The organism is Nostoc sp. (assembly GCF_036917535.1).
Classification (GTDB): domain Bacteria; phylum Cyanobacteriota; class Cyanobacteriia; order Cyanobacteriales; family Nostocaceae; genus Nostoc.
On sequence record NZ_JBALDA010000078.1, the window covers coordinates 143,177 to 160,253 of the forward strand.

Consider the following 17,077-nt stretch of genomic DNA (forward strand, 5'->3'; position numbering starts at 1 on the left):
GATACAGGTTCTTGATTGGCATGAGTGAAAAGCTTAATGCACTAACGATGAAAGCATTTGTGTGTGAGAAGATTATGTGGAAAAGACTGCAATTATTGATTTGTTTTGTGGATGATGCACTTGGTTTTTATGTTCAGGATCAAGTTGCTCTGACCAACAATCTCAAACTACTTCTGGGAGGACGATTCGATCTAACTCGATTGACCGCCCAAGATACCGATGGAAGAGACGATGAATCAACTGCCTCAGCCTTTAGCCCTCGTGCTGGGATTGTCTATCAACCGATTGAACCCGTCTCACTCTACTTTAGTTATGCAACCTCGTTTGTTTCTCAACTGGATGCGGATGCACAGGGCAATCCCTTTGAGCCAGAACGCGGTAGACAGTTTGAAGTCGGCATCAAAGCAGATTTAATTCCCAACCAACTATCCACAACAGTAGCAGCTTACCAAATTAAAAAACAAAACGTTTTGGTGAGCGATCCACAAAATCCTGATTTCAGCATTCAAACCGGAGAGCAAACTAGCCAAGGTATCGAATTTGATTTGGTCGGTCGCCCGCTAGATGGTTGGAACATTGCTCTTTCCTATGCCTACATTGATGCTTTTGTCAGCAAAGACACCGATCCTACGCTGGTAGATCAACGATTAGCTGCCATTCCCAAGCACCAGTTTGGTCTATGGACGAGTTATGAACTCCAGCGCGGGTCTCTCAAAGGATTAGGAGTGGGTTTAGGACTTTACTATACCAGTGAAACTGAAGGACAACTGCCTAATACTGCTTTGCAAATTCCCAGCTACTTCCGCGTTGATGCATCTGCTTTCTACAAACGGGACAACTGGAAGGTGCAACTCAATGTGAAAAATTTGACGAATATTGAGTACTACAGATCCAGTGGATACTGGATTGTGCCGCAAGAACCACTGACGGTTTTAGGTTCTATTTCATTTGAGTTTTAATTGTCATCGGTCAGCCCCATTGGGAAAGTCAAAAGTCAAAAGTCAAAAGTCAAAAGTCAAACATTTTGAACCCCATAAATAAATTTATTGGCTCTTTACCTTTTTCTTTCTGGCCAGTTTTATAATACTTGGGAACGATCGCCATGAAATCTAAGATTTTCCGTCACTGGATATTCTTGCTACATCGCTATCTTGGTTTAGCCGTTGGCTTTGTGATTGTATTAGTGGGTTTGACTGGAAGTCTATTAGTATTTCAACCAGAGTTGCAGCAATGGTCGCTTCAGCAAAAAATTGGCACTGTTATTCCTCAATCCCAACGCATCACGGTTGAATCTGCCATTGATGCTGTTAAAGAAGCCTCTCAGAATAAAGGATTTACGCCCTTTTTTGTTGAGCTTCCAGATCGCACCGATCAGCCTTATGATATTTCACTAGAAAATAAAGCAGGCGATCGCGCCCATGCCTATGTGAACCCTTACAACGGGAAAGTAATGGGATTCCAGGAACAAAGCAACAGCTTTTTTGATGTAATCCGCACCTTCCACTATTCTCTCTTAGCTGACGAACCAGGGCGGCAATTTATCGGGGTGATTGCCTTTTTAATGATGCTTTTGAGCATTTCTGGAACGCTGCTTTGGTCGGGCTGGCGTAAGTTGATTACAGGCTTCAAAATCAAATGGAATGCTCATCCCAAGCGCGTGAACTACGATGTGCATAAAGTTGCAGGCATTGTAACTGCGGTGTTTTTATTCTTGAGTGCCATTACAGGCTTTTGCTGGAACTTTTGGGATTATACTATTCCCGCAATTTACGCACTCACTCTGACTCCACAACAACCGACTTTTGTTTCTCAACCTCAGCCTGGTAAAACTCCCTTAGCGCTTAGTGAAATTTTGCTAAAAGCAGATGCCGCATTCCCCAAAGCGACAACAACTTATATCCGCATACCCAAAGCACCAGAAGAGGTATTTGAGATCGGTAAAAAACTTCCCCAAGAAACTGATGAGTATGGCAGTAGTTCTGTTACTCTTGACCGATATACAGGTCAAGTTCTGAATGTGCGGAATGGGTTGAAGTTACCTTTGGGCGATCACATTGTTAATGGCATGACCCCTTTACACTATGGCACTTTTGGAGGTTTACCAACACGCATTCTCTATGTTTTTGTTGGACTTGCGCCTTTAATTTTGTTGATCACAGGATTTATGATGTGGCGCGATGTCTAGCGACAAGCCGATGCAGCGTCTACGCAAGAAGACCTACGACTAGTACCGCAAGACGGAAGTCAAAAGCCAAAAGGAGCCAGTGCGTTGAGGAGACAGCGCCGTGGTGAGGCAGTCGCTCAGAGGGGGTTCTCCCCAGGAGGAACTGCCGAAAGGGTTTCCCGACTTGAGGCGACTGTCGTCGGCTCTGCCGACTTGTTCGCTCTTAGCGTTCCCGTTTTCTTAGCAACTGGCGTTCAAAAGTCAAAAGTATTATGAAATGGGGTTTTTAGAGTTTTTAAATAGTTACTCTATTTACGTCGTGACGTACTAGTTTACTCACACAAGCAAACGCCCAAAAGTAGAAATGGTAGAAATGCAAAATTTTATCTCTCAAGAATTTTTATATATTGAACTCAAAGCTGTAATTGATGCTGATTTATCATTAACAATCGATGATAAAATTGAGCTACACGGACAAAACACCAAGTGATCGCAAGTGCTGCTTAATTACTTGTAAATTTCAAATCTGGATTGTTTAACGTGCCCATTGCTGCAAAATATAACCATAAAAAGCCTCTTTATCTACCTGATCCATTGCATAAATTTTCCGACCACTAGAAACTACTTTAGTACGCCCCTGACTAAGACCACTGGTGATAATTTCTGTTTCCCATTCGTGCAATTGATAGAATTCTGGGTGTCCCAGATAAGCTGTTGCCAGTACATCCCAGAAATAATAATCTTGGGGGATAACTAGTGCATAACATTGTCCGGCTAAATCAGAGATGGGATAGTGGCGTTGTCGCCCTATTTTTTTCACTAATTCCGATGTGAATGGGACATTATTAGTTAAATCCAAAGGACACATAATCATTTCAATTTGGGTTTGCCATATCCGCGCTGCTGAAATTGAGTCCCAATAAACATTCCATTCGGCAGAACCATCTTGTCCTGCTTCCAGACTTTTTTCCACATTACCACCAACATTCAACGCACCCCCCATCCACACAATTTTGTGAATCTTGGCTTCAATGTCTGGTGCTTTGTCCAAAGCCACTGCAAGCGTCGTCAACGGCCCAGTTACCATCAACGTTACGGGGTCTGATGCCTCCCGCAACACCTTGATCATGAAATCTTGACCTGTTTCGGCAACCAAAGGCGTAGTGATGGTTTCGCTTTGATTGAGAATGGGAAGATGGTCAACGATAAACGAATCACGGCGATAGAGAGTAGGAAATGGATTGATACCGCGTACAGTGCTTTCTGCAACCGAGATATGAGAAAATCCCATCAAATCTATAATTTTACGTGTGGCGCTAACAGCTGGTTGAATGTAGCAATCTGCTGGAGTGACGACAACACCAAGGAGTTCAATATGATCCATTGTCAACAGCAGCATAGTCGCTAGATAATCATCTACACCGCCATCGTGATCCATTAATACAAGTTGTTTTGACATAAAAGGAGAATTTATATGAATGAGTTTATGGAAGCTGCAATTCAAGAAGCAAAACAAGGCAGACAAGAAGGTGGAATTCCTATTGGTTCGGTTCTGGTCAAGGATGGCAAAATTCTTGGCAGAGGACACAATAAACGTGTGCAAGACGCCGATCCCGTTACCCACGCTGAAATCGATTGTCTCCGCAATGCTGGGAGAGTTGGCAGCTATAGAGGAACGACACTCTATTCAACTTTAATGCCGTGTTACCTGTGCGCTGGGGCAGTGGTACAATTTGGCATTAAAAAAGTCATCGCTGGAGAATCCAGAACTTTTCCTGGTGCTAAAGAATTTATGGTATCTCACGGTGTGGAAGTAATTGATCTTAATCTTGACGAATGCGAACAAATGATGAGTGAGTTTATTGAAACTAACCCTGAACTTTGGAATGAAGATATTGGTAAATAGTCATTGCTTGGGCATTGGGCATTGGGCACTGAAAAAGAAGAGGCAGGAGGCAGGAGGCAGAAGTTCTTTAATTTTGAATTTTGAATTTTGAATTTTGAATTGATTTGTCCTCCTTGTTTCCCCTACTTCCTACCTTTCAAGGGTAGGTATTTTAAAATCAGCCAGTAGATAGAGTAATGTGATGCCAGGAAAAGTTACTGCGTTTACTGTCTTTAAATAGACATTTAATCCAAAAATGTGTGGAATAGGTTTTGAGAACAAAATCCTAGAGAGAATTGGGCAAAACTATCATATCATGTCCACATAATTAGTGATAATTTAGATAGTCATTGCATCCCTGAATCATAACGATCGCAATATCTGGTTGAAGTCCAGCACATTAGGAAAATATTGATAATACTTAAGAAAGAAGCTGCAAATTATTTTTTTATATTGCACAATAATTTTAGTGACTGTAACTAGCTAAAATTTAAAAGTCTGAAAATGGCAAATTTAACTGAATTTACTTTATTTGCTCCTCGCAACAAAGGAGCAGCTTTAATTGGGTCTTTTTCAGATTGGAAAGAAATTCCCATGTCAAAAGATGAAGATGGGTATTTTCGCACTAAAATCAAACTGGAAGACGGCGTTTATCAATATAAATTTCGCATTCAAACCAAAAGTCCAAGTTTTGCACCTGATGAATGGATAGATATCATTGATCCCAAAGCAACAGATGTTAATGAAACAGAAAAATACGGTATAGTACATATTCAAGATGGACAACGAATTGTTGATACTTACCTTTGGCAAAACGATGAAATACCGTTACCTGACAATCGAGAATTAGTCATATATGAAATGCATGTTGCCGATTTTACCAGTGATGAAGTTGACTCTAACGAGCGAGGCAAATATTTAGGGATAATTGCTAAGTTAGATTATCTTTGTGAATTGGGAATTAATGCAATTGAATTAATGCCAGTTAATGAATACCCTGGTGATTATAGCTGGGGCTATAAAGTTCGCCACTTCTTTGCTACAGAATCTAGTTACGGTTCAACAGCAGATTTAAAGCAGTTAATTGACGAGTGTCATGGTAGAGGCATTCGCGTTTTTATGGATGGAATTTATAACCACACAGATGAAGAATGCCCTTTAATATTAATTGACCGAAATTACTGGTACTACGAACACAAACATTATCCTGAAGACCCAGATAATTACTGGGGGCCAGAGTTTAACTATGATAATTACGACAAAAACTTAAATATTAAGCCTGCATGGGAATATATCGGCGATGTAGTAAAATTTTGGATTCAGGAGTATCACATTGATGGAATTCGCTTTGATGCAGTACGGCAATTGGCTAACTTTGAATTTATCGACTGGTTGACTAAGGAAGCGAAAAACCATGCTGCACCCAAACAGTTTTACAACATTGCTGAACACATTCCCGATACAAACACTGTAGTCAAGCCAGATGGCCCATTAGATGCTTGTTGGCATGAAAGTTTTCGCTACTTTATAATTCCATATATTTGTGGGAAATCATTTGAATTAGAACAACTCAAGCAGATTTTAGATCCCAAACAGCAGGGTTATGCGATCGCTACCAATGTAATTAATTATTTGGCAACCCACGATCGCGAATATGTATTACGAGAATTAGGCAATTGCGGCATCTTTGACATACCTGCATTTGAACGAGCCAAATTAGCAGCTACTCTGTTAATGACAGCAATGGGTATACCGATGCTGTGGATGGGAGAAGAGTTTGGCGAATATCAGCCAAAAAGCGAAGATGTGACTAAGCCGCGCCAGATTAATTGGTCTTTATTGTCAAGCGACCAGAATCATGATTTATTTGAGTATTATCAAAAGCTGATTGCTCTACGCCAGCAAACTCCAGCTTTGCAAAGTGACAATATTAAATTTCTCTACGAAAATGTAGATAATAAAGTGCTGGCTTACACTCGTTGGGATCGGCAGAATTATCATGTCGTTATCGTGGCAAATTTCTCCGACCAAAATCTAAATCAATATAAAATTTCAGACTTCCCAACTGCTGAGTATTGGCGAGATTGGATTAGCAATCAAGAAGTCAAATCTGGAGAGGATGGTTTAGTCACTGACTTACCAAACTATACAGCTAAGATATTTATTTCAAATTTACAGTAATGTCGTCTGTGAGTCGAAGGTATCCAAAGGTTGTAAATACATTGTCGCAAGCAGTGCGATCGCTCGTAAAACAAACTGCTTGCGTCGGTGGTTGTGGGAGCAACAGCAAATAAAATAATATCATGTCCATCGGATCAGCCCAAAACCCAGATGTAGAGACGCGATTTATCACGTCTTGAAAGACCAATCATCTACACCAATAACCCTTAACCCAAGCGTATTGTGACATAATACCATCTGCGAACAAGGCGTTAGGCAGTAATTAACAGGAGACTTTATGGTAATTATTGACAATTTGCGCTTCCCTTTGACGCTGTTCACAGCACTAGGCTGTGGACTGGTGGCTGGCGTCTTCTTTGCCTTCTCGACTTTCGTAATGAATGCTCTTGCACGACTCCAGCCAAAGGAGGGCATTATCGCCATGCAATCTATCAATATCACTGCGATCAATCCATTGTTCATGCTGGCACTCTTTGGAACGGCTGTGGCTTGCATCTTTCTAGCGGTTTCCTCAGTGTTAAAGTGGCATCAACCTAGTGCTGCCTATTTGCTTATCGGTAGCTTGCTCTATCTCATTGGCACCGTTTTAGTGACGATCACATTCAATGTGCCGCTGAATGATGCCTTAGCGATCGCCAAACCGGATAGCACTGAAAGCGCGAACCTATGGGCTAGATACCTGACTAATTGGACGTTCTGGAACCATGTTCGGACAATAGCGGCACTTGCGGCAGCACTCACCCTCGCATTGTGCGATCGCACGATGAGATAGAAATGATGAATATGTATGATACCCTTTGCTCGGCAAAATGAAGCTATATGAGTATTCAAGCAGCATACAATAATTGGTCAGCCACATACGATGCTGACGAGAATCTGACCCGCGATCTGGATCAAACCGTTACCAGAGAAACCTTGATGGATTTGAGGTGTAAATCAGTCGTAGAAATTGGCTGTGGCACAGGTAAAAATACGCTTTTACTTTCACAAATTGCTCTGGAAGTTTATGCGATCGATTTTTCAGCACAGATGATTGAAAAGGCGAAAGAGAAAGTGAGGTCAGCTAATGTGGTGTTTGTTACAGAAGACATTACTAAGCAATGGACTTGTCACAATGAATCTGCCGATTTAGTTACTTGTAATCTTGTTTTAGAACACATCGAAGACCTCAGCTTGATATTTTCAGAAGCATCTCGTGTCTTAGTCAAAGGAGGATACTTTTTTATCTGTGAGCTTCATCCATTCAGACAATATCAAGGAACAAAAGCTAATTTTCAAAGACACGAAGAGTTTATTGAAATTCCTGCATCTGTGCATCATCTATCAGACTTTTTTAACACAGCAAAAAAGCATGGCTTCCTGCTTGAGGATTTCAAAGAGTGGTGGCATGAGCAAGATCAAAATAAACTACCAAGACTTGTATCAATCTTGTTTAGAAAGTGAAGAAAATTTTGGATCAGTTTCAGCTAGTGCAGTAATGCGATCGCTCTCACCAAGAATAGCATCGTTTTCCACATCAAAATCTTACAGAGTAAACTATACAAAACTTAAACCTGCCTGCATCAAGCACAAGTTTCTTATTTTTCCTAATTTGATAATTTTTGATCAACCCGGACATTTTTAGTACGTAGTAGAGTGACAAGTCTAAAATAGTGCATTAGAAAACTCTTGTGGGATGGGCGTCTCGCCCGTCCAGTGCGGGCAAGATGCCCACACTACAAGAAAATTTATTGCAACATTTTAGTCTTGCCACGCCACTAGGGTGCATTAAGCGGAACGCCTAACGCACACTTATCCTACAAAGAATTAAGGCGTTGGGTAAAAAACGAATGTCCGTAGTTCGATGCTTTCTCGTGGAGGCGCGTCTGCTGGGCTGGTGGGATCTTCAAAGGCTGTATGGGCTGCAAAACGTGCATATGCGTCTTCTGCGGAGTCGAAACACTTGATAAATAGTGCCTCATCCCTTTGCATTTGCGGGAAGTAGAACCATTTATGTTCGGGATTATATGTAACTGCGTAGGTTTCACCAACACGATCGCGGTACACAAGATCGCCTGCTATAAGGTCTGTTGATACAATACTTTGAGCATCACACACTGCTAATGGTGACTCTTGGATTGGTTGAGCGATCGCTCGCCAAAGGTTGATAATAGCAAATCTTTGTTGCAAAAGTGTATCAATTTCATCATTATCTATGCCCTGTGTTGCTAATTCCAAATGGGCGCGAGTATAGCCTGATTTGGCGGTGAAGTCGTTGTGTACACGCTTGGCAGGTTCTTTAATATTATTCTTACCTGGCTTTGACTGACCAGCGTTACGAAGGGTGTGATCGAATATCACTACTTTAGTTGCACCTGTCACCTCTTTTAATAATTGCTCGGCTTCTGGGTAGTAGATGCGGCGTATTTCGTCTTCATCGTAAAAGTTGCGGACATTGCTGTGATGTTCAGTAAAGGCAAATCCTTCTCTATCTAACGAGATGTTTTCTGAGATCGAACGAGCATTATAAATTGGCAGTTTGTACGTCTGATAAGTTCCATTGGTGCGGTGAATCCCTAATGGGGGTTCATAAGTATAGTTGACAAGTTTTTCTGCCATCGGGATTAGGTAAGTCAGGTTAGCTTCTATGTATGGCAGTTCTTGGGAAATCGGTCTGTCTATAACTTGATTATTTAAGCTCATAGGTTATCCCATTTGGAATTTTGGTTAATTGTTAATAGTCAATACTGAATGGCACTAAGAAAAGCTCAAAGGTTTGTGTTGTCTCGTTTCCAGTTTTAAGACTAGGAATCTATTCTTAGAGGCTCTTAAGCAGTCAGAGCAAGGGTTGTATCTTAACTTAGTACTATTCGGTCAATACTCAAGAGTTAGTGATTATTCCCTTTTTTATTTTGATCGCTTCATACCCTATTTTGAAGCTGCACCAACGGGAACAGGTTCACCGAGAACTTTGGCGAATCTTTGCAAATAAAAATCCACAGGATTTGCTACTGCTTGAATCGACTTGCGATCGCTTACCAGATTCCACCATGTCTGTAAACCAGGTGTTTCTACTGGTAGTGTGAATTTGCGGAAGTGTTCTAGGAGTGGTAAACGTTCAAACCAGGGATAGAAGCTGATATCAACAAGGCTAAACTGATCTCCTAACCAGTAATGACCATTAGACAGTTTGCCTAATCCTTCTTGTTCAAGATAGAAGAGTGCTTCTGTGAACTCTTTTCGTCCTTGTTCTTGTTCTTGAGTATCTTTACCCCGGAGCAATTTGTTAAATGCAGGTACAAAGCGAGTATTGGCGTAGTCTATCCAAATTCGGGCGATCGCTTTCTTTGCAGGATCGTGGGGTAATAGAGGTGGTTCTGGAAAAACTTCATCTAAATACTCATTGATGATCGCAGACTCGTAGATTTCAATATCCCCATATTTGATAGCTGGGACTTTGCCATAGCGCGAAATCTGCGTATACCCATCTGGTTTATTCTGTAAGTCAATTTCTATCGGCGTGAAGTCAATGCCTTTTTCCAGTAAGACTACACGGGTGCGTTGAGAGAAGGTAGACGCTTTGGCAAAGTACAGTTGTATGTTGCTCATGAAATCCTTTCCTTGTAACTATCGTGAACACAGAGTATTTGAGATTACACAATTCAAACCAAAGCAATAAATAGGTCAGTTGGCATAAAGCAGGGGCTTTCTAGCAGACGGAAAAAGGGTTTAAGACTTGTTTACTTTTCTTCACACAGTTTAGTTTTATTGTGCCAACTTACTTAATACAGAAACGAACTGTGTTGATTCTTGCGATTAAATAATTAATTTGACTGGCAGATATCAATGCTGCATATACAGTATACAACACTTTATCGGTCGATTTACAGTATTTTGTATAGTATACAGTTTTTCGGAAATATGTATACCTACTTTTCCTCACTCCCTAATCCTCACCGAATTATCAAAGGCGGGGAAGCCGTTAAATTTATGATATTGTTGGCGATTTGAATCGCTGTGAAACATTAGACCTCTTGCAAAAATCCTTGAATCACCCCTCCCCGATGTATTGGGGCTACCGTGTATACACAAGTCCACCCAGAGCGAGTTTCCAGCCAAGAAAGATGGATTCAAATTGTCTTAAACCATGAACAAGGGTAGACATTCCAGGAGGTCTTTGAGAAGTATAACCAGACCATCTACCAAGTCGAGCAATTATTCAAGTAGCCCAAGGCAAACAACCCCGTGGATTCAGATTCGCGTAGCAAGAGGTCTATTTATCACTTCTCGAAAACTCTGCTGATGTAGCCTACTAGAGCAAAGCCACACTTAAACTTTACGCCGTCCATTTTGCAAGGTAAGGTTTTGTTCGACCGATGATAGACCAAAAAAAAGAACAACTGTTGTTAAATAATCAGTAACAGTGTTATGCAGCGGTCAAAATAGACTAGTACCGCAAGGCGGAAGTCAAAAGTCAAAAGAATTGTATTCCGGGCTTTTGCGCCATTTGAAATGGTGAGGCAGTCCGCAGAAAGGGGGTTCCCCCCATGAGGAACTGCCGTTAGCGCAGCGTTAGCGAGTCCTCGAGCGTCAGGGGTATGTTTATTTACGCCGTGCTGTACTAGTGATGGAAGATGGGCGACTAATTATGGAATTTCCAAAACACGTAGAGAAAATTTCTGTCAGCGCTGACAATTCCTTAACATCAGAATTCTCGAAAAAGATTCATCAGTCATTAACACAGCGAGATACTCAGTTTATTGAATTATTGATGCCTATATGGGAATGGTTTTACCGTTATTACTTTCAAGTAAAAACTGATGGATGGCATAACATACCAATAAAAGGGAAAGTATTACTGGTTGGCTCTCATAATGGGGGAATGGCTTCTCCAGATTTAATAATGATGATGTACGATTGGTTTTCTAGATTTGGAACCGAGCGTTTAGTGTATGGTCTAATGCACCCTTCCGCTTGGAAAGTGAGTCCAGAAATAGCAGGATTAGCCCAGAAAGTTGGAGCAATTATTGCACATCCCAAAATGGCTAGCGCAGCTTTCAATCGAGGTGCTAGCGTTCTGGTATATCCTGGAGGACAATATGATATGTTTCGTCCTCATAGCCAACGCCATAAAATTCATTTTGCCGGTCATCAGGGCTTTATCAAACTGGCTTTAAAACAAGAAGTTCCGATTATTCCTGTAATCTCGGTAGGCGCTCATGATAGCTTGATAGTCTTGTGTGATTGCTATGATTTAGTCAAACAATTGCATCAGTGGGGATTGCCGTGGTTATATCAAATAGATCCTGGTGTTTTCCCAATTTACTTAGGTTTGCCTTGGGGCTTGTCTATTGGTCCTCTGCCAAATATTCCTCTACCTGTGCAAATTCACACTCGTGTTTGTCAGCCAATTACTTTTGAAAGATATGGTCAAGATGCAGCTAGAGATCGTAACTATGTGAATGCTTGTTATCAAATAGTTCAAAGTCAAATGCAGGAAGAGTTAAATAATTTGGTTATAGATACTCAAAAATCTAGCTAAAACATGAATATTAGTGACGAAGTGACCGTCGCTTCGCTCCAATTCAAAATTCAAAATTCAAAATTTAAAAATAATTAAATAATTTTTAATTCCTATATTTTAGAATTTTTAAAATTTTGGATTAAAGGTTTGGATTGGAGTAATTGGTACAAGCCTCTCTCTTACAAAGTTGAGGCAGTCTGTTGGCGGGGTTCCCCCGCTTAAAGGAACTGCCGTCTGATGCCTGCGGCGGGCTGCACCAACGGAGGAAACCTCCGCTCAGACTTTGCGCTAAATTAATTTATGGAGACAAAAAAAGTGCAGCATCATTATTCAAGCCCCCGGATTTATCCGTGGGGATTGATAATTTTGAATTTTGAATTTTGAATTTCCCCGAAGGGGGTTGACGAATTTCCTAGTATTTCCAAAAGCGATCGCTCCATAACTTCACTGACAAATTTATTACCTTGCAAGTTGAGGTGAATATGGTCGTGAAACAAACCTTGAGGGTTGGTAGTTGAATTGAAACTCGGTAAAAAATCTATATAGTGAATTTGCTGTGCTTTGGTAAAATCGCTCAAGCGCTGACGTGCTTTAATTTCGTAATCGCGGGGGCCTGGTTCGCCAATTTCTCGTAGCAAAGGAGTCATCACCAGCAGAAATTTGCTATTGGATTGGCGAATTAAGGCTTGAATTTTAGCGATCGCTTCCAAATTAATCCCCACGCGATCGCCTGGTTCATTTTGCACGGCTTGGAGTTCAGGAATTGGCTTTTGCTTAACAATATAACGCTGCCACACTTCCACTAGTGCTAGGGGAGGTTTATGATCGGGATAATTGCGATCGCGTCCGACTGGCAAAGAAGTAGGAGGAGTTGCAAACAAATCATCAGTATTAATTATTAACACCACTACTTGCGCGTTGAAATTGCCAAACTTCTCTAAATAAGCTAATTCATTCCTTGGCCCCCAAGAGTTAGCTGAAGCATTTAATACTTCTACTTCCTGATAATTACTATTAGGAGATGATGCTAGAGAACGCATCATCAAACTAGATATTGTATTAGTCTGATCTGTCCACCAGCCACCATTAGCAATAGAATCACCTAAAAGGAGAATTCGCAGCCCAGTAGGTGCAGGTAGCTTTTTTATCGGACTACCTCGCATAGAATATTCATTAATTTCAATGCGATTACCAAAACGACGGGTACGCTGGTTAGGAGCCAACAAATAACCAATTTGCTCATCACCAATATAAATCAGGGGATTACCAAAACCAAATAGCGATCGCAATCCGATCTCGATTACCAAAAACAATCCCACAACCACCGCCAAAATTACGCTCAGTGCTATTTTCACCTACTTACACCCTCTTATACTGAGTTGCTTTTCAATGATACTGGGGGATTGGGCATTGGGCATTGGGCATTGGGCATTAAAAAAGAAGAGGCAGAAGGCAGGAGGCAGAAGTTCTTTAATTTTGAATTTTGAATTTTGAATTTTGAATTGATTTGTCCCCCTTGTCTCCCTTGTCCCCGCATCCCCACTTCTCACTTCTAAATTTTTAAAGTGAATTTAACATCATCCGCAAAGAGAAGGACTACAATCAAGACGGACAAATATTTCATGCCCCAAAAAGAGAGGATTACAAAGCTGTGTCCGACTTAAATCGCGGAATTATGAAATTTAAAGGAGCAGATTCCCCAAAAGTAGTCACTATCTCTACCGTGTTGCTTCTGGGATCGATCGCTGCTCTCGTTATCTGGGCGCTACAAGCTGCCTATGCGCTAAACTAAAACCATTAGTAGTCTAGAAGGACACTGGCATAAACGGTTTCCGTCTTAGCCAAGTGTCCATTTAGCAACTAATAAATAAAAGCCTTTTTATAACCATCAAAAATTTCAGCAAAACTTTAGATTTTAGATTTGAGGTTTTAGATGGAAAATTTAAATCTAAAATCCAAATTCCAGAATGTTTGAACCTTGGGGTGTTTTCGTTATTTTAATTATCTGCCCCCTTTTGGGCGGATTACCCCTGATTTCATGGATAACTTACGCCCTGAAAGGGAAGCAGTTATCACAAGTTGGTACAGGAAACATTAGTGTATCAGCTGCCTTTTATCATGGCGGTAAAATTGTGGGAATTCTGGCAGTCTTGTCAGAAGCTTTAAAAGGAATTGCGGCAGTCTTAATCACCCGCATTTTCTTCCCAGAAGGATCGTTTTGGGAGTTGGTTGCCCTGATCGCTCTGGTAATCGGTAGATACTGGATGGGCAGAGGAGCAGGTACGACAAATGTTGTCTGGGGATTTGTCGTACACGATCCCCTAGTAGCGGTATTTGTATCTTTCTTTGCAGGTATCATTTTGACAATTCTGCAATCAAGAAAGTTAGTCAAATTTGGGGTTTTGCTGCTTTTTCCTTTGTTTGTGGCACTTCTGCACCTGAGCGATATTCCCAGAATATTTGCTGCTGTCGCCTTAGCAGGTTTAATGGGCTGGATTTATACCAAAATTCCTGATGATATGAAACTGCCAGCCCAAGAGGCACAAACAGAATCGCAAGCGATGTTGGAATTTTTGCGCGGCGATCGCGCAATGGTTTCTCTAGATGAGGAGTTGAATGCTGCTATAGTCGGAGAAAAGGCGGCGACATTATCTCAAATTAAGCGCTGGGGCTATCCAGTGCCGAAAGGATGGGTATTGGCCCCCATCGACGATCCAGAACTGTTAACAGAATTTCTCCAGCCATCAGAATTATCCCCGTTGGTGGTGCGTTCCTCTGCTATTGGAGAAGATTCAGAACACGCTTCTGCTGCTGGACAGTATGAAACAGTTGTCAATGTTACTAGTCCACAGGCATTACAGTCAGCTATCGCCCAAGTTCAAGCTTCCTACAATCATCCTTATGCTGTCCAATATCGGCGCGATCGCGGCTTAAATGATACAGCAATGGCTGTGTTAATTCAACAACAAGTCCAGAGTGTATATTCTGGCGTTGCTTTCAGTCGCGATCCCATTACCCAGCAAGGCGATGCGATCGTTATTGAAGCCCTTCCAGGCAGCCCGACACAAGTCGTTTCGGGAAAAGTTACACCAGAACAATATCGCGCTTTTGTCGTTGAAACAGAAAATTCTTACTATGTACAATTAGAAGGTCAAGGACGAGTACCACAGTCATTAATCAAACAAGTTGCATACCTAGCTTACCGACTCGAAAAACGTTATCATGGCACTCCTCAAGATATCGAGTGGAGTTATGATGGTCAAACGCTTTGGGTGTTGCAATCTCGACCGATCGCTACTTTGTTGCCCATCTGGACACGCAAAATCGCTGCGGAAGTAATTCCCGGAGTAATTCACCCCTTAACATGGTCAATTAATCGTCCTTTAACTTGTGGAGTTTGGGGAGAATTTTTTACTTTAGTTCTAGGCGATCGCGCCTTGGGGTTAGATTTCACTAAAACAGCAACTCTCCACTATTCTAGAGCTTACTTTAATGCTTCCCTTTTAGGAGATATTTTTCTCCGCATGGGATTACCGCCAGAAAGTTTGGAATTTTTAACTAGAGGAGCTAAATTAAGTAAACCCTCCTTGCAGTCAACTTGGGAAAATTTGCCAGGACTAGGGAAGTTGCTGAAGCAGGAATTAAATTTAGAAAAGGACTTCAAGCAGGATTATCACAAACGATTCATTCCTGGGTTATCGCAGTTGGCAGAGGAAGATATAGATAGCTTGTCAGCACCCCAGTTGTTGGCAAGAATTGATTTTATTCTGGAGTTGCTACGTTATGGGACATATTACAGCATTTTAGCTCCCTTGAGTGCTGCCCTAAGACAGGCGATTTTTCGAGTAAAAGATGCACAAATCGATCATAGCGTCACCCCAGAGGTAGCAGCATTGCGATCGCTCAGTGCAATCGCTACAGATGCCAAGCAGGTATTGGTTGAGTTTGAGCCACAGCAAGTATTTGAGCAATTAAAGCAAACCCCCGAAGGAGAGAAGATCCTCCAAGAATTTAACGAATTGCTTCAAGATTACGGCTACTTAAGTGAGGTGGGAACTGATATTTCCGTTCCCACTTGGCGGGAAAATCCCCAGATGATTAAGCAGATGTTTGTGCAGTTAATGCAGGGGAACGAACCACAAGCAGGTGCTAAAGACGCGATTAATAGTATTTTTGCCAGGAAGCGCAAACGCTCTTTCGTGCAACGGCGTGTGGATATCAAAGGACGAGTCACCGAAGTTTATTCTCGACTTTTAGCTGAATTGCGTTGGAGTTTTGTGGCTTTAGAGAAGATTTGGTTAAAGTCTGGCTTACTTAGGCAAACAGGCGATATCTTTTTTCTCAATTTTGATGAAGTGCGGCGTCTAATTGGGGATGAAGATTCCAGCTTAATAGAGCAGTTAGATAAATTAGTGGAATTTAGGCGATCGCAATTTCTCCAAGATAGTGAGATTATTCAAATACCTCTTTTAGTCTACGGCAATACACCTCCTCACCCCTTAGCTCCCTCTGAACTCTACTCTGACCAAATTTTACAAGGTATTGGAGCCAGTCACGGGCAAGCTGAAGGTAGAGTGAAAGTGTTGCGAAATTTACAAGACGTGCCAAACATTGATCGAGATACGATTCTGGTAGTGCCTTATACAGATTCCGGCTGGGCCCCTTTGTTATTAAAGGCTGGAGGATTAATTGCCGAAGCTGGTGGAAGGCTTTCTCACGGTGCGATCGTTGCTCGTGAGTATGGAATTCCCGCAGTAATGGATGTTCGTAGTGCTACATGGCTTCTGCAAGATGGTCAACGGGTACGGATTGATGGGTCTAGGGGTATTGTGGAATTATCTAATGATTTAAGACCTGAATGATTACCACTTCCCTTAAAGACTTGCCTGAAGAGTCTGTTTCTCACAATGCCGAAATCAAAAAAAAGGTGATGTTACGCTTCGGCGATTTACCTCACTTAACTAACTTTTCTCAAGCACGTTTTGCTTCTGGACAAACCGCACCAGCACACGCGCATCAAGATATGTGCGAGGTATTTTTTGTAGAAGCTGGTTCGGGAGTAATTCATATTGATGGTACAGAATACTCCCTGCTTCCGGGAAACTGCGTAGCCATCGAACCAGGAGAAGTACACGAAGTTGTCAATAATGGCTCAACCGAACTTGTTTTGACATACTTTGGTTTGCGAGTTGAAAAATTAGCCTAATTCTTTTGAATAAAACACGCAGTGAGGGCAGAACAATGTTATGCCCTTAGAAAAGTTTGCGGAATGTGGGTTATAAACCAAAATGTGAAGGCACAAAATGTGAAAGCAGAAGTTGCTAACGGGACTTAAACATTTTTG

The 17,077-nt window shown here is 41.6% G+C and carries 15 protein-coding genes and 1 pseudogene; 11 read left to right on the forward strand and 5 right to left on the reverse strand.

Annotated features, from left to right (window positions below):
- The first annotated feature begins 20 nt into the window (after nucleotides 1–20).
- The 4 genes from V7K56_RS25205 (at nucleotide 21) to V7K56_RS25220 (ending at nucleotide 2,654) form a co-directional block, all read left to right on the forward strand.
- Nucleotides 21–959 (forward strand): TonB-dependent siderophore receptor, encoded by a 939-nt coding sequence (locus V7K56_RS25205; protein WP_334914737.1) that lies wholly within the window; start codon nucleotides 21–23, stop codon nucleotides 957–959.
- Nucleotides 960–1,102: 143 nt separating this feature from the next.
- Entirely contained in the window at nucleotides 1,103–2,185 is a 1,083-nt protein-coding gene (locus tag V7K56_RS25210) for a PepSY-associated TM helix domain-containing protein (protein ID WP_334914739.1), read from the forward strand.
- 84 nt (nucleotides 2,186–2,269) lie between these two features.
- On the forward strand, nucleotides 2,270–2,440 hold the full coding sequence (locus V7K56_RS25215; protein WP_334914741.1) for a hypothetical protein: 171 nt from the start codon (nucleotides 2,270–2,272) through the stop codon (nucleotides 2,438–2,440).
- Nucleotides 2,441–2,528: 88 nt separating this feature from the next.
- Nucleotides 2,529–2,654, forward strand: a complete 126-nt coding sequence (locus tag V7K56_RS25220) for a hypothetical protein (RefSeq protein ID WP_334914743.1) — start codon at nucleotides 2,529–2,531, stop codon at nucleotides 2,652–2,654.
- Nucleotides 2,655–2,699: 45 nt separating this feature from the next.
- On the opposite strand, the gene V7K56_RS25225 is transcribed toward V7K56_RS25220, so the two are convergent.
- Nucleotides 2,700–3,623, reverse strand: a complete 924-nt coding sequence (locus V7K56_RS25225) for a nucleoside hydrolase (protein ID WP_334914745.1) — start codon at nucleotides 3,621–3,623, stop codon at nucleotides 2,700–2,702.
- A gap of 15 nt (nucleotides 3,624–3,638) precedes the next feature.
- Here V7K56_RS25225 and V7K56_RS25230 point away from each other — a divergent pair, with 15 nt between their 5' ends.
- The 4 genes from V7K56_RS25230 to V7K56_RS25245 all read left to right on the forward strand — a co-directional run bounded on the left by V7K56_RS25230 (nucleotide 3,639) and on the right by V7K56_RS25245 (nucleotide 7,673).
- Nucleotides 3,639–4,070, forward strand: coding sequence for a nucleoside deaminase (locus V7K56_RS25230; RefSeq protein WP_334914747.1), 432 nt, complete (start codon nucleotides 3,639–3,641; stop codon nucleotides 4,068–4,070).
- A 483-nt stretch (nucleotides 4,071–4,553) separates the two neighbouring features.
- Nucleotides 4,554–6,230 carry an alpha-amylase family glycosyl hydrolase gene (locus tag V7K56_RS25235; protein ID WP_334914749.1) on the forward strand — a complete coding sequence of 559 codons (1,677 nt, stop codon included), beginning with the start codon at nucleotides 4,554–4,556 and terminating at the stop codon, nucleotides 6,228–6,230.
- 277 nt (nucleotides 6,231–6,507) lie between these two features.
- Nucleotides 6,508–7,002, forward strand: a complete 495-nt coding sequence (locus V7K56_RS25240) for an anthrone oxygenase family protein (RefSeq protein WP_334914751.1) — start codon at nucleotides 6,508–6,510, stop codon at nucleotides 7,000–7,002.
- Between the two features lie 47 nt (nucleotides 7,003–7,049).
- The gene (locus tag V7K56_RS25245) at nucleotides 7,050–7,673 is read left to right on the forward strand and encodes a class I SAM-dependent methyltransferase (protein WP_334914753.1); all 624 of its coding nucleotides are present in this window, start codon (nucleotides 7,050–7,052) and stop codon (nucleotides 7,671–7,673) included.
- Between the two features lie 363 nt (nucleotides 7,674–8,036).
- Here V7K56_RS25245 and V7K56_RS25250 read toward each other — a convergent pair whose 3' ends face one another.
- From V7K56_RS25250 to V7K56_RS25260, 3 genes and pseudogenes are all read right to left on the reverse strand, one after another.
- A complete protein-coding gene (locus V7K56_RS25250; RefSeq protein WP_334914755.1) occupies nucleotides 8,037–8,912 on the reverse strand; it encodes a CmcJ/NvfI family oxidoreductase in 876 nt (291 codons plus the stop codon).
- Nucleotides 8,913–9,137: 225 nt separating this feature from the next.
- Nucleotides 9,138–9,818: a glutathione S-transferase family protein gene (locus V7K56_RS25255; RefSeq protein WP_334914757.1), complete on the reverse strand. Its 681-nt coding sequence runs from the start codon at nucleotides 9,816–9,818 to the stop codon at nucleotides 9,138–9,140.
- Between the two features lie 466 nt (nucleotides 9,819–10,284).
- Nucleotides 10,285–10,446, reverse strand: a pseudogene (locus V7K56_RS25260) (IS4-like element ISSysp3 family transposase); the annotation flags it as partial.
- Between the two features lie 411 nt (nucleotides 10,447–10,857).
- Between V7K56_RS25260 and V7K56_RS25265 the strand changes: the two are divergent.
- Complete coding sequence (locus tag V7K56_RS25265; RefSeq protein WP_334914759.1) at nucleotides 10,858–11,751, forward strand: lysophospholipid acyltransferase family protein; 894 nt, start codon at nucleotides 10,858–10,860, stop codon at nucleotides 11,749–11,751.
- A 326-nt stretch (nucleotides 11,752–12,077) separates the two neighbouring features.
- Here the strand turns inward: V7K56_RS25265 and V7K56_RS25270 are convergent, their stop codons facing one another.
- Entirely contained in the window at nucleotides 12,078–13,088 is a 1,011-nt protein-coding gene (locus V7K56_RS25270) for an SGNH/GDSL hydrolase family protein (protein WP_334914761.1), read from the reverse strand.
- 612 nt (nucleotides 13,089–13,700) lie between these two features.
- Between V7K56_RS25270 and V7K56_RS25275 the strand changes: the two genes are divergently transcribed.
- Nucleotides 13,701–16,595 (forward strand): glycerol-3-phosphate acyltransferase, encoded by a 2,895-nt coding sequence (locus V7K56_RS25275; protein ID WP_334914763.1) that lies wholly within the window; start codon nucleotides 13,701–13,703, stop codon nucleotides 16,593–16,595.
- Nucleotides 16,592–16,939 (forward strand): cupin domain-containing protein, encoded by a 348-nt coding sequence (locus V7K56_RS25280; RefSeq protein ID WP_334914765.1) that lies wholly within the window; start codon nucleotides 16,592–16,594, stop codon nucleotides 16,937–16,939. The genes V7K56_RS25275 and V7K56_RS25280 overlap by 4 nt, the downstream gene beginning before the upstream one ends.
- Nucleotides 16,940–17,077: the final 138 nt, after the last annotated feature.